The sequence below is a fragment of the Alkalicoccobacillus gibsonii genome (assembly GCF_016798245.1).
GTDB lineage: Bacteria > Bacillota > Bacilli > Bacillales > Bacillaceae_D > Alkalicoccobacillus > Alkalicoccobacillus gibsonii.
Window position 1 is genome coordinate 32603 of the sequence record NZ_JAEUZA010000006.1, and the last position, 12955, is coordinate 45557.

The following is a 12955-nucleotide window of genomic DNA, read 5'->3' on the forward strand; positions in this document are numbered from 1 at the left end:
GTTTTCTTTAATTCGTATATGTTTGTATCTCTTTAATGAGCTCAAGAGGAGCTTGGCCAGGAGCAGAAGCCTGATGACCAACGGCAAAAGTCATGACAGAACCAAATTGATCCCCGACTAAACGAGTTGAAATTCCCAAACTACCCATAGCAATGGTTATAACAGGAACAGAAAGCGCATTTGATGCATCATTCGTCAACGTCAGTAAGGAGAGTACGTCTTCTCTTGTATGAGGCATCACAGCTACCTTTACAAGATCAGCTCCAAGCGTTTCTCCTTTTTGAAGAAATGCAAGCATCTCTTCACGCGTAGGCGTTTTTTCAAAATCATGTGTAGAGCCGATCCACTTAATGTCAAGGTCTTTGCAAAGTGCTTTTAAGTCATCATCCTCCGCAAAAGGAGAGGCAACCTCAAAATCAATCATGTGAATCAATTTCGTTTTAAGAACATGTTGGATTAAATCTTTTTGTTCTGCCGTCGTTAATGAGATGGGTTCCCCACCCTCTTGCTCAGATCGGATCGTAAACAGTAAAGGAGTCTCTCCAATATGCTCGCATACTATTGTCAAGACGTTTAATACTGCTTGTGTGTTATCAAGCTGGTTATAAAAATCTGCTCTCCACTCAATGACATCCGGCTTTTTTGATTGGATGAGTTTCACCTCATCTACTAGTTCAGCTTCCGTTGCACCAATCAATGAGCAACAAACCGCAGCCTTATGCCCCTCACCAAAAGTGACTTGCTTCACTCTCACTTTACCCGCACACAATTTAACACACCTCTTTCATCATTTGCTTAAAAACCGAACGAAAGGCGGCGATCCGTTTCTCGTGATCGCACGCCTTCCTGTTCTTCATCCACTTCTCATGGATTCGTTTATATTTTACGCTCTTGACATATAAGACGTATTTCTCGTATCAATCAGAAGACGGTCGCCTTGGTTTACGAAGAATGGCACCTGAACGGTAATACCTGTTTCAAGAGTAGCTGGTTTTGTACCACCAGAAGCTGTGTCACCTTTAATACCAGGCTCCGTTTCAACAACTTCAAGTTCTACTGTATTTGGAACCTCTACGCCTAACGTCTCAGCCTGATAGCTGATGACTTGAACGTCCATATTCTCTTTAAGGAATTTCAGTTCATGTTCAATTTGATTAGTTTGTAATTCAAGTTGCTCATACGATTCTGTATCCATGAATGTGTGCGTATCTCCACTTGCATAAAGATATTGCATACGTCTGTTTTCAATGTGTGCTTTTTCAACTTTTTCACCAGCACGAAATGTTTTTTCTTGGATGTTACCATTTCGAAGATTACGAAGCTTAGAGCGAACAAAGGCTGCGCCTTTTCCTGGCTTAACATGTTGGAAATCCAATACCTGCCAAAGACCATTATCCACTACAATCGTTAATCCTGTTTTAAAATCATTTACTGAAATCATGTTTTGTCCTCCGTATTCCCTGCATAGTTTGCGGAATGTTTCCATCCATTACTATACCACAGCTTTGTGGCAAGGTGGATATGTATTACATCTGATTATTCTCCGACGTGAATTAATTCCTTTGGAGATGAAGTAAACGAACGATTTCCGTCAGTTGTGATCAAGATATCATCCTCGATTCTTGTTCCACCTACACCTTGAATATAGATGCCCGGCTCAACAGTTACCACCATGCCTGGTTTAAGAATTGTGTCTGATTTAAAAGATAATCCTGGCGCTTCATGAACCTCCATACCTAAACCGTGACCCGTAGAGTGACCAAAGTACTCTCCGTAGCCTTTTTCTGTAATATAATCACGTGTTAGCGCATCGGCTTGTTTGCCCGTTATTCCAGCCTTAATTCCGTTCATCCCACGAAGTTGCGCTTCAAGCACGGTTTGGTAAATCGTCGTCAGCTCTTCGTTCACCTCTCCGACGGCAAGTGTACGCGTAATATCTGAGCAGTACCCATTATAGTACGCACCATAATCTAACGTCACCAGCTCACCGGATTCAATTAATTTTCCACTTGCTACACCGTGGGGAAGTGCAGAACGATAGCCCGAAGCAACAATCGTATCGAAGGATGAGCTTTGTGCGCCTTGCTTACGCATAAAAAATTCAAGCTCATTTGATACTTCAATTTCCGTTAAGCCCGGACGAATAAACGTGGTAATGTGCTTAAAGGCCGCATCAGCAATATCTGCTGCATCTTGGATTAACTGAATTTCACTCTCATCTTTAATCATGCGAACACCTTCTACTAAACCACTTACAGGCACAAACTCAATGGAATCAACCGCAGCTTGCAATTGCTGATGTTGTTCATATGTAACATAGCTCTGTTCAAAACCTAATTTGTTAATCTTAAGTTTCGATGCTTGTTTTGCCACTTCCTCAAGAATGGCAGCTTTATGTTGGACAATGGTAAACCCTTTCGCTTGATCCTTCGCTTGCTCAACATATCTAAAATCTGTGATAAACAGTGCTTCCGTTCCTGTTAATAAAAGAACTCCTGCACTCCCTGTAAACCCCGAAACATACCTGCGATTATACGGGCTCATAATCAGTAGTCCGTCAATTCCATGATCACCAAACTCACTACGTATCGCTTCTAATCTGCTCATTATTCCACGCTCCTTCTTAAATGTATCCACAAGGTTAGTATCCATACCTAGTGTACCATACACTTTAAGAAGACTTGCAGTAAAACGTTTTCTTACTGTCTCTGGTGCTGCTGTTGATATTCATAGGAGATAGAGTACCCAATAAATAATCCATAGAGAATAAACAGACTAAACGATGTGACGAGTGAGTGAATGCCCATTTGTTGTACACTTTTTAACCCAGGTATAAATGGATTACAAATATAAAAAACGATCACCCATAATAAGGCTCCGAATCCTACACCTGCCCACATGGTATTCACTTTCTGGAGCAGCCACTTATAAATAAATGCAATAAGAATGGAAACAACAGCAATCACAGCCACACCTACACTTTGACCCAGATAGGTTGTTTTCCAATCTCCTAAGGCCCATGGCATGAGTATGAGCGCTGGTCCAAAGGTCATAAAATGAAAATAGAAACTGAAAAGCCCTAGAAGAGAGCTGAGTAACCCACCAAAAAAACCAATTAAAATGACTTTAGTATGAAATTTCATTGGCTGCTCTGTTTTATTTTGTTCGAATGCTTGATCCATAAAATCACCTCATTTCAGTATATCCCTAACCTAATAAATTTCATTCAGCTAGATCGGATTGAGTACCTCAATGATTTGTAATAGAGGAATTGTTTTGTTTCATGTAGAATAGTGAATATACAACACAGAAGAATAGGTTGGTGACTTATGGAAAAGTCTTCAAAACCAGCATATGGCGGTCAAGCCATTGTTGAGGGAGTTATGTTTGGAGGAAAGCATACCACAGTCTCCATGATCAGACGTAAAGATGGAAGCTTGGATTCCTTTGAAGTTGAACGACACTCTCCCGCTTGGGTAACAAAAGCAAAAAAAATTCCCTTTGTTAGAGGAATTGCGGGAATTATTGAGGCAAGTATAAACGGATCTAAGCATTTGAATTTTTCTTCAGATCGCTATGATGTTGATCCTTCAGAGGATGACTCAATTAAACCGACCGAAAAGTCTTCAAAATTAAATTTAATTCTCGGAGTAGCAGCGGTTGCTGTTTTATCCTTCCTGTTTAGTAAATTAGTATTTACACTCGTTCCTGCATTTCTAGCGAATTTATTCACACCCATTCTCCCCGGGCACGTTGCACAGAACTTACTTGAGGGTGGATTTAAATTAATTTTATTACTTGGATATCTCTACTTGTTATCATTTACCCCTTTAATCCGTCGCGTGTTTCAATACCACGGGGCCGAGCATAAGGTAATCAACGCATATGAAGCGGGTCAACCACTAACCGTACAATCGGTACAGGCGAGCTCAAGATTACATTACCGTTGTGGCAGTAGCTTTATTTTGTTTACAGTAATCGTTGGGGTAGGATTATATTTATTTCTTCCATTCGATTCTTTAATGGAGCGAATTCTGCAACGTATTGTTTTAATACCAGTTGTGTTGGGAATCTCTTATGAAGTCTTACAGCTAACAAACCGATTCAGAGACATTCCAGTTCTTAAATGGTTAGGGTATCCCGGTCTTGCTCTTCAATTACTAACAACCAAAGAACCAAATGACGAACAAACCGAAGTAGCCATTGCATCATTTAATGAGATGCTCACACGGGAGCAATCTTACACTAGTTCTGCAAAAGCAGACATCGTATAGCTAGATGACATCATGGAGGTGAGTAGAATGCGCAAATTCTTTAACGTGGCCTTCCCATTTATCATTGTATTAGCTGTTATTGGGTTTGTTTTTACCGTCATTAATAACCCGATGCAAATTGTGCAATCGATTCTACTGATTGCTGGTTTTATTGCCTTATTCTACTTTGGCTATCGTTTTTACCTATCAAGAAAATATGGGATGCCGTTTCTTCGCTCTGGTTCTAAGGAGGGTCCCACTAGAGCTCAGCTTAAGAAGGCTAAACGGACCAGCACTGTTCGTTCTGCAGGTCCAACAAACCAAACAAAAGTGAAACCAAATAGTACACCTCAAATGAAACGGAACCAAAAACCATTTAAGAAAACACCTAAACGAAGATCCGGACCAAACTTAACGGTTATTGAGGGCAAAAAAAATAAAGCGAAACCTAAGAAAAAGAATCGTGCTTCCTTTTAGCACGATTCTTTTTTATGTTTAAAATGACCATCTACTTAAGAATTTGGTTGTTTTTGCTTCACCCAGCTTAATAAGTTCCTCTTTTTCAACGGGTGTTAAATCAAAATCAGTAGCTTTAACATCAGTTACAGGAATAAAGATCACATTCTGTGCATCCTCTTCTTCAATATGCCTGGCATCATGAGCAGCTGTCATTGTATCAAATACAGCCTTATAAAGGTCAATTGCATTTTTGATACGATGTGGAGGCTGGTCTTCAATTTTAGGTTTAAGCTGCAATCCGATGACAGGACGCCTCCACGTATTTTTCTCACCATCACGAAATAACCAAATTGGAAAGTTACTTAATAAACCACCATCGACAATATATGAATAGTGCCCAGAGCGATCGTATAATTTAACAGGCTCAAAGAAATATGGAATGCTACAGCTCATCCGAATCGCCTTAGCCACAGAAAACGATTCCGCTCTTATGCCATACTTATCAAGATCATCTGGCAGAACAACCATTTGCCCTCTTGAAAGGTCTGACACCACAACACGTAATGATTGCTCAGGTAAGTCCCCAAATGTAACGATGCCTTTTGCTTTTAATAATTCACGGATCCACGCCTCAAGTGCATCACCTTTATACAATCCTAGCTTCATATAGACATTAATCCATTTTAGAACTGTAAATGGCAGGAAGGATATTCGATCATCCTTAAATGAATCGATATCAATCTGATCAAGAATCGTCATCATTTCCTCACTTGTGTAGCCTGCTTTTACCAACGCTGCAACAATTGAGCCTGCACTTGTTCCGGCTACGCGCTCAAATTCATAGCCTCTTTCCTCGAGCACCTTTAACGAACCTAGAAAGGCAAACGCTTTAACTCCCCCACCAGCAAAGACCGCATCAATTTTCAAGTGGAATCTCCTCCTATACCCATCGTATGTATGCGACGAGCCTCGTATGAATGTAGGCTACAAACCGATTGAACGCAAAAACAGCACCAAAAAGTGTAGACTTTTTGATGCTGTTTCTTAGCTTTGATCGGTTTCTTCTTCATTTTTCCGTTGTACTTCACGTAGCTCGGTAATACGTTCTTCCTTTTCCGTAAAAAATTGCACGACATCACCAATCCGATCAATGGCATCCCAGCTAATATGATGCTCAATTCCCTCTACGTCTTGATAGATGTGCTCTTTGTCAACGCCAATGATCGTCATAAATTCCTCTAACAATTCATGGCGATACACAAGTCTTTTCCCAATTTTGTTACCTTTTGCAGTTAAAATTAAACCTCTATAACGCTCATAGACAAGGTATTCACTTTTATCTAGCTTTTGGACCATTTTTGTGACGGAAGAAGGATGCACCTCAAGCGCCTCAGCAATATCCGATACTCTGGCATAGCCTTTCTCTTCAATCAACATATAAATTCGCTCCAGATAATCTTCCATGCTTGGTGTAGGCATAGGGTCCCCTCCAATTTATCAACGCACAGATACAACACACGCATCCGAACTTATAGTAAAACCACCATCTATTTTACTATACTTGGGGGTAAATAAACAGTACAAATCGAGATCAACTTACTTCTTACGTGAAGTATTCTAATTTTGCTTCAGGAAAATACTTATCAATGTATGTTTGTATGGTGTCTTTCAGCTGACCCGCCTCATCATCCTTATACACATACTTCGTACGACCATATTTTCCCCATTTTACTTTACGGTCTTCTTCATTCATCTCAAGCTTTGACTTCGGATAACGTTTTTGAATAATTCGTTTTGCCGTTTTAGTGAAACGATGCTGGATAAGCTCAAACGTAACATCCTTCTTCGCATAAGTCGGAAGAATGGACTCTAAACGCTCAAACAGTTCCAGATATCCCTTCTCCCAGCCTTCGTACCAAACGATCGGTGCGACGATAAAACCGATTGGGTAATCAGCTTTAGCTACTTTCTGAGCCGCTTCAATTCGTTCAAGGAATGATGAAGTACCAGGTTCAAAGTGCTTAATCACGTGATCAGAATTTACACTAAAGCGGAAGCGTGTGTTTCCGTTGTGCTTTGCATCAAGCAAATGGTCCACGTGATGATACTTCGTCACGAAGCGTAAGCGGCCCCATTCCGTCTGACCGATGTGTTCAATCGTTTTCTTTAAAGAGTGAGTGAGATGATCAAGCCCTACAATGTCTGATGTACACGCCGCTTCAAACCGTGTAGGCTCTGGCGCCCGCTCCATCATATACTTGTCCGCTGCATCAAAAATCTCATCAAGGTTCACATACGTACGAATATATGGTTTATCTCCAAGTGTTGTTTGTAGATAGCAGTAGTGACAGTGCCCCATGCAACCCGTTGCAAGTGGGATTGCATATTCAGCTGAAGGTTTTGATGTATCAAATTTCAACGTTTTACGAACTCCAATAACGAGCGTTGATTTGGCATTACGATATTTTTGTAAATCATTTTTTCCTGGTATATTTCGTACTTGGTTATGGGACGTTGTTTCTCTAATCTCAACGCCTTCCTTTTCAAATTTTTCTTTTAACTGACGACCTAATGGATACTCAAGAGCACCTGGCTCAATGTAAACCAGTTGGGGATAAAAAGCTTTCATGTTTGCACATCCTTTCGTACCTTTAGGGTGCGCATGAATGAACCAAATGTTTGTGTAAGGTTCTGGTAATTTCACAATATGTCTTTTCATTTTGGAAAACAAAGCGTAAAATGATTGACAATTTTTTTGGATCGTGTTCAGATTGTATGGAATTACTAAGTACAATTGCGGAGGTCAAGCAGATGAATTATGTAGTAGATCATATGAAAATTGTGCCCGAAAGCGAGTCTAGACTCTCGTTTAACGATCGCTCTTATCACTTTGGAGACGGTGTCTATGAAGTTGTTCGGATTTATGATCAAACCCCATTCCAATTAGATGAGCACTGGGACCGACTGTTCCAAAGTGCAAAGAAACTTGATATGAACGTGTCATTTACAGCTGAAGAACTAACCACATTAACATATGACCTTATTAAAGCAAACCAGGTGATTGATGGTGCACTGTATATTCAAGTCTCACGCGGTGCCACTCCGAGAAATCATCTGTATTCACGTGAGGAAACACCTGTTGTTACTGGCTTCACAATGAATGCACCTGCATCAAAACAAGAAGAAGGAATTTCAGCTTGGGTCACTGATGACATGCGCTGGCTGCGTTGTGATATCAAAACAGTGAATTTACTCGGAAATGTGATGGCAAAACGCGAAGCTGCTGATGCCGATTGCCAAGAAGCCATTTTACACCGCGAAGGGACTGTTACTGAAGGCTCTTCCTCAAACTTATTTTTAGTCAACAATGGCACGTTATACACGCATCCTGCAACCAATCTTATTTTAAATGGGATTACACGTCAGCTTGTCATCCAACTAGCCAAGCATGCAGGATACTCAGTAATGGAGGAACCTTTTCCAAAGGATGTTTTGGACCATGCCGAAGAAGCCTTTATTACGAGTACAACAAGCGAAGTGACGCCTATTACTGAGTTCAAGGGACAGATCACGGCCACGATACCAGTCGGCCCTGTTACGAGGCATTTACAAACGTTATTCAAAGAAGCCATTCGGAAAGAACAAAATCTCGCTCGTAAAGAAGCATCTGAAACAGCTGAATAATCAATAGAAAAGTACTGCCTGCGACATAACTAAAAATCAATTTGAAAAGGCGAATGATTCGATTGGAGAATCATTCGCCTTTCGTGATTTTATTTGAACAAGCGGAAGGAGAACCCGAGACTCCTGCGGAAAAACACGTGTCTGAAGACTCAGCAGTGGTGTTCTTCCACGGATGAGGCTGAAGCCGTGTCCGCGGAAAGCGAGGGATTCTCCTGTAGCGGATTATTTGCTATATTCGTGTTTGACTCGCAATATTAATGTTATGTCCCGCCCTCTCATTCGAACCATAATCTTACGTCTTCCCATTCAGCTTCCTTAGCACAACGTATTCAATAACCCTCATAGGTAACAAGGCTTTCAGTATAATAATCAGCTTTGTGCTTTCACCGATTGGGTACCTGAGCTTTGGTCGCTTTACTTTAGAGATCGCAACAATTTTTTTTACTACACTGATAGGGTCGTTTGAGGAGGTAGCCGAATGAGTGGCTTGCGCAACTAATGTCTGAGTAATCACTTTATAGTCTTCATCATCAGAGAACTGCGCTTCCTCCAACCCCTTTTCCCAAATACTTGTTCGGTAAGGTCCAGGCTCCACTAAGCTAACATACACTCCGAAAGGCAGCATCTCAAAACGCAAGGATTCACTAAAGCCTTCTAGCGCAAACTTTGAAGCGGAGTACGGACCCAGCGCAGGAAATCCGAATCTCCCACTAATACTACTTAGCATAATGATCCGTCCCTGCCTTCGCTTTCTCATGTCTGGCAAGAATGCCTTTGTCACCGCAATCGCTCCAAGTACATTTGTGTCAAATTGATGTTTCCACTTTTCCATTGCCACACCTTCAGTAGGACCGCCTTGACAATAGCCTGCATTGTTAATAAGAATCTGGACGTTTATCCCATCGGAATGTAGCTGTCCCTTAAGCATCTTGAGTTCTGTAGCATTTGTTACATCTAGTTTTTTAACGATGATTTGCTTGGCAACATTGCGTTTTTGAGCTTCTTCCACCAATAACGTGGCCTTTGCAGTATCACGCATTGTTGCAACCACATTCCACCCTTTTTCTGCAAACGCAATCGCTAAAAGCAGCCCAAATCCACTGCTTGCTCCTGTAATGAGCACACAGTCTTTTTTCATTTCGAAACTTGCTCCACATGATATGTTGCTTGATCTACCTCTTTTAAGAAAGTACATGTCTCCCCAAGCGAAAAAAGAATGAGCTCGTGCATGGCTCTAGTACAGACCGTATAGAACAATGTCCGTTCGTGTTCGTTTGCGTAGACTTGATCGGATGCATCATGTACAATAACCGCGTCAAATTCAATGCCTTTTGAAAGATAAGAAGGAACTACATGAATACCTTGCTCAAATTCATAAGAGTCTTTCGTAAGTAATTTCAATGAGATTCGTTCATTCATATTTCTGTATATCTTTTTACTTTCCTCTGCTGTTTTTGTAATGATCGCAATCGATTGATGACCATGTTCTTTAAGTCGTTCAATTTCCTGAATGATGCCTTCTAATTGCTCTTCTGGAGCGGAAACAACCTTTACTTCCGGCTTCTGCCCTTGACGATTAAACGGTTCAATCAAGTCACCTTTAGGGATCATTTGTTTAGTGAATTCAACAATCTCACTAGTGGACCGGTAGCTTTTTGTTAAATGCATGACATGATGCCCTCTACCAGTATGGAGACTCTCGTCAAGCATTGTTAGCTGATGCTGAGACTGTGCATAAACAGCTTGATTAATATCTCCTAGAATGGTCATTTGCGCCGTCGGATAAATCAATTTTAAATACTCAAATTGAAACGGGGAATAATCCTGCGCCTCATCAATAAACACATGCTGAATGGCATGGTTTGATTTACTTCCTGCGAGCTGATCCTTCACATACAAGTATGGTGTAACATCCTCAAAGCGTAACAATCGATTGTTTAGATTCGTAAGTGTTTGAATACAAATACGTTCCCAATCATCGGGCGTATCCTCATGAGCTTGCTTAAAGAGATTAACGAACATTCGATCCACATGAACAAAGGCCATTTTTTTAACTGCGTTCTTTAACGGTTTAAATTGCTTCGCTACAATCTTCTTCGCCAGTTGTTTGCGTTCAAACTTCGCTTCATCAAAATCTCCATCTTGATCCTCATATTCTTGTTGAAATTCTTTTCGCACTTCTTGGAAAGCTTCTGCTCCAAGTAATTCAATTTCATCTTCTACCCAACCATTTTTACGCTCCAATACTTCAAGACGCGTTAATTTAATTAAAAGCCATTCTGCTGTTAATTTCATTCGATTAGCCATTGAGATTGATTGATCTAATGAATAGAAGTAGGCACTAATACGCGAAGCATCGATTAACACTTCCCCGCGAAAACGAACTTGTTTAAATTGCATGCCTTGTTTCGATAGTCGGGATAGGTATCGATCAATTAACGCTTTAAATACCAGGCTAGATTTATAACGGATACTTGAAACCCTTTGATCGTATTCTGATTCATCAGTTAGCGTTAATAAGTTCTCCGTTTGCGTAAATGCATCCTCTACCTCAAATGACTTGCCAATACGCTTTTGAACATATTGCTGGAAAGTGGTTTGCTCAATATTCTCCTCACCAAGCTCCGGTAATACCTTTGAAACGTAGCTGTTAAATAACGGATTTGGTGAGAAAAGCATCATTTGGTTCGCTTGCAGACTATCCATATGACGATAGAGGAGGTATGCCGCCCTTTGCAAGGCCGCAGATGTTTTTCCACTTCCAGCTGCTCCCTGTACAACGAGATAACGACTAGATTCATCACGAATAAGTCGATTTTGTTCAAGCTGAATCGTTGCGACGATACTTTTCATTTGCGGGTTCGCTTCATTTCCTAACACTTCTTTAAGTAGATCATCCCCAATCGTTAAACCAGTATCAAACATACTTACAATCGTTCCGTTCTGGATAAGGAATTGACGCTTTTTAGTCATTTCTCCTTCTGTTGTTCCCTCTGGCGACGTGTAAAAAGCTTCTCCTGGTGCAAAATCATAATAAAGACTAGAGATAGGCGCTCTCCAATCATGGATCAAAAAGTTTTGTTTCTCTTCATCCAATAAGGAAGCTACTCCTAAATAGATCGGAATCGAATCATCCTGACCCTCTTCTTTAAAGTCAATGCGTCCGAAATAAGGTGAACTCTGGATCTTTTCTAACCTCCGGATCGTTTGATCCATCGTTCCATGCGTTCGCTCCCGTTCTCCAAGAAGCTCTGATTGCTGCTTAATACTTAATACCGTTTCGAGCGCATCCTCAGGATTGTCCATATTTACTGTGACGTCTTCCCAAAAGGTTTTGCGTAAATGGATAATTTCAGATTTCGTTTTTTGATCGTGCTGTGTGAGCGCTGTGATCTCCCGTTTAACCTGCTCTTTAATCTGGTCGATCCGTTGCTGTTCTGACTCTTTAGAATGATTGTATTTACTCATCCACTCACGCCCCTTAAAAAAGTTACTTGACACCCAGATGGATGTTTGTTAAGATATAATAGAGATATACTGAAATGATTTAATTTTAAAAGTCTTGAGCTCTTATCGTATCATGCAGACGTTGCTACAGCAAGGTCTTTTTTTATATAAAGGTTAATCCCCTCTGCTTTAGAGGGGATTTTTTTCTATCTTCTGAAGTTCCACTCATCTGTTGAGTATCTTTGATCAATGATCTTTTGAACCTCTCGTTCTTCAGCTTCAGTAAGCTCATATGGTTCAAGTTTTATAGATAAACCTCTTTCAAATCCTTTTTTAAATAGTACGCTTGCTTCTTCTACAGACATAGGGTCTTCCCTTAACGCATTAATGGCTACTGCCTTATGTTTAAAATTACGCTGCATTCTCTCTCTTAATCGTTCACTTGAATAGTTAAAAAGATCAAAAAGCTTGTCCTCATCAATATCAAGGATAATCGATCCGTGCTGCAAGATAACCCCTTTTTGTCTTGTTTGAGCACTTCCCGCTACCTTTCGTCCCTCCACCACTAGCTCATACCATGAAGGCGCATCAAAACAAACGGCAGAACGAGGATTTTTTAATGCTTCCTTGTCAGACTCTGAGGAAGGGATTGAAAAATACGCATTTAACCCCGCAGCCTTAAATCCCTCGAGCAATCCCTCTGAAATGACTCGATATGCTTCCGTTACCGAAACCGGCATCCTAGGATGATCCTCCGATACGATGACACTATATGTAAGCTCTTGATCATGTAATACGCCTCGCCCACCAGTTGGCCTTCTAATAAAACCTAATTCATGTTTACTTACAGCGTCCATATTAATTTCTTTCTCAACTTTTTGAAAATACCCAATTGAAAGTGTCGCTGGATTCCACCCATAAAATCGAATGGTTGGTGGAATCTTACCTTCGCTATGCCAGTTTAACAAAGCTTCATCTAAAGCCATGTTGTACTCAGGAGAACGTTTACCAGAATCAATAAATCTCCAGACTTCAGTGTTTTCCATCTCTTTATGACCCCTTTCATTCTACTTCAGTGTATCAAAACTGTGGCAAATCAGCCAAGAAATCGG

At 40.7% G+C, this 12955-nt stretch carries 13 protein-coding genes; 3 read left to right on the forward strand and 10 right to left on the reverse strand.

The genetic code is table 11. The annotated features are described in order from the left end of the window. Nucleotides 1–7: 7 nt before the first annotated feature. From aroD to JNO66_RS18580, 4 genes are all read right to left on the reverse strand, one after another. Nucleotides 8–748, reverse strand: coding sequence for a type I 3-dehydroquinate dehydratase (gene aroD, locus JNO66_RS18565; RefSeq protein WP_203090705.1), 741 nt, complete (start codon nt 746–748; stop codon nt 8–10). Between the two features lie 135 nt (nt 749–883). Next, entirely contained in the window at nt 884–1441 is a 558-nt protein-coding gene (gene efp / locus JNO66_RS18570) for an elongation factor P (protein ID WP_203090706.1), read from the reverse strand. A 95-nt stretch (nt 1442–1536) separates the two neighbouring features. Further along, a complete protein-coding gene (locus JNO66_RS18575) occupies nt 1537–2607 on the reverse strand; it encodes a M24 family metallopeptidase (protein WP_203090707.1) in 1071 nt (356 codons plus the stop codon). A 92-nt stretch (nt 2608–2699) separates the two neighbouring features. After that, nucleotides 2700–3182, reverse strand: a complete 483-nt coding sequence (locus JNO66_RS18580) for a YqhR family membrane protein (protein WP_203090708.1) — start codon at nt 3180–3182, stop codon at nt 2700–2702. A 147-nt stretch (nt 3183–3329) separates the two neighbouring features. Here JNO66_RS18580 and JNO66_RS18585 point away from each other — a divergent pair, with 147 nt between their 5' ends. Together JNO66_RS18585 and JNO66_RS18590 are read left to right on the forward strand one after the other, a co-directional pair. Then, entirely contained in the window at nt 3330–4274 is a 945-nt protein-coding gene (locus JNO66_RS18585; RefSeq protein ID WP_203090709.1) for a DUF1385 domain-containing protein, read from the forward strand. A gap of 27 nt (nt 4275–4301) precedes the next feature. After that, nucleotides 4302–4730: an SA1362 family protein gene (locus JNO66_RS18590; RefSeq protein ID WP_203090710.1), complete on the forward strand. Its 429-nt coding sequence runs from the start codon at nt 4302–4304 to the stop codon at nt 4728–4730. 18 nt (nt 4731–4748) lie between these two features. Here JNO66_RS18590 and JNO66_RS18595 read toward each other — a convergent pair whose 3' ends face one another. The 3 genes from JNO66_RS18595 to splB all read right to left on the reverse strand — a co-directional run bounded on the left by JNO66_RS18595 (nt 4749) and on the right by splB (nt 7341). Next, complete coding sequence (locus JNO66_RS18595) at nt 4749–5639, reverse strand: patatin-like phospholipase family protein (protein WP_203090711.1); 891 nt, start codon at nt 5637–5639, stop codon at nt 4749–4751. A gap of 117 nt (nt 5640–5756) precedes the next feature. Next, complete coding sequence (gene mntR / locus JNO66_RS18600) at nt 5757–6191, reverse strand: transcriptional regulator MntR (protein WP_203090712.1); 435 nt, start codon at nt 6189–6191, stop codon at nt 5757–5759. 124 nt (nt 6192–6315) lie between these two features. Next, nucleotides 6316–7341: a spore photoproduct lyase gene (gene splB, locus JNO66_RS18605; RefSeq protein ID WP_203090713.1), complete on the reverse strand. Its 1026-nt coding sequence runs from the start codon at nt 7339–7341 to the stop codon at nt 6316–6318. Nucleotides 7342–7487: 146 nt separating this feature from the next. Between splB and dat the strand changes: the two genes are divergently transcribed. Next, a complete protein-coding gene (gene dat, locus JNO66_RS18610) occupies nt 7488–8396 on the forward strand; it encodes a D-amino-acid transaminase (RefSeq protein ID WP_246483362.1) in 909 nt (302 codons plus the stop codon). Nucleotides 8397–8688: 292 nt separating this feature from the next. On the opposite strand, the gene JNO66_RS18615 is transcribed toward dat, so the two are convergent. From JNO66_RS18615 to JNO66_RS18625, 3 genes are all read right to left on the reverse strand, one after another. Further along, entirely contained in the window at nt 8689–9534 is an 846-nt protein-coding gene (locus tag JNO66_RS18615; protein ID WP_203090715.1) for an SDR family oxidoreductase, read from the reverse strand. Then, nucleotides 9531–11864: an RNA polymerase recycling motor HelD gene (gene helD, locus JNO66_RS18620; protein ID WP_203090716.1), complete on the reverse strand. Its 2334-nt coding sequence runs from the start codon at nt 11862–11864 to the stop codon at nt 9531–9533. The genes JNO66_RS18615 and helD overlap by 4 nt, the downstream gene beginning before the upstream one ends. A 185-nt stretch (nt 11865–12049) precedes the next feature. After that, a complete protein-coding gene (locus tag JNO66_RS18625; protein ID WP_203090717.1) occupies nt 12050–12889 on the reverse strand; it encodes a lipoate--protein ligase family protein in 840 nt (279 codons plus the stop codon). Nucleotides 12890–12955 lie beyond the last annotated feature (66 nt).

Excerpts from the sequence above, each read along its gene's own strand:
- JNO66_RS18580 (WP_203090708.1), bottom strand. The coding sequence starts at position 3,182 with ATGGATCAAGCATTCGAACAAAATAAAACAGAGCAGCCAATGAAATTT.
- JNO66_RS18590 (WP_203090710.1), top strand. The coding sequence starts at position 4,302 with ATGCGCAAATTCTTTAACGTGGCCTTCCCATTTATCATTGTATTAGCT.
- mntR (WP_203090712.1), bottom strand. The coding sequence starts at position 6,191 with ATGCCTACACCAAGCATGGAAGATTATCTGGAGCGAATTTATATGTTG.
- JNO66_RS18615 (WP_203090715.1), bottom strand. The coding sequence starts at position 9,534 with ATGAAAAAAGACTGTGTGCTCATTACAGGAGCAAGCAGTGGATTTGGG.
- helD (WP_203090716.1), bottom strand. The coding sequence starts at position 11,864 with ATGAGTAAATACAATCATTCTAAAGAGTCAGAACAGCAACGGATCGAC.
- splB (WP_203090713.1), bottom strand. The coding sequence starts at position 7,341 with ATGAAAGCTTTTTATCCCCAACTGGTTTACATTGAGCCAGGTGCTCTT.
- efp (WP_203090706.1), bottom strand. The coding sequence starts at position 1,441 with ATGATTTCAGTAAATGATTTTAAAACAGGATTAACGATTGTAGTGGAT.
- JNO66_RS18575 (WP_203090707.1), bottom strand. The coding sequence starts at position 2,607 with ATGAGCAGATTAGAAGCGATACGTAGTGAGTTTGGTGATCATGGAATT.
- dat (WP_246483362.1), top strand. The coding sequence starts at position 7,488 with ATGGAATTACTAAGTACAATTGCGGAGGTCAAGCAGATGAATTATGTA.
- JNO66_RS18585 (WP_203090709.1), top strand. The coding sequence starts at position 3,330 with ATGGAAAAGTCTTCAAAACCAGCATATGGCGGTCAAGCCATTGTTGAG.
- JNO66_RS18625 (WP_203090717.1), bottom strand. The coding sequence starts at position 12,889 with ATGGAAAACACTGAAGTCTGGAGATTTATTGATTCTGGTAAACGTTCT.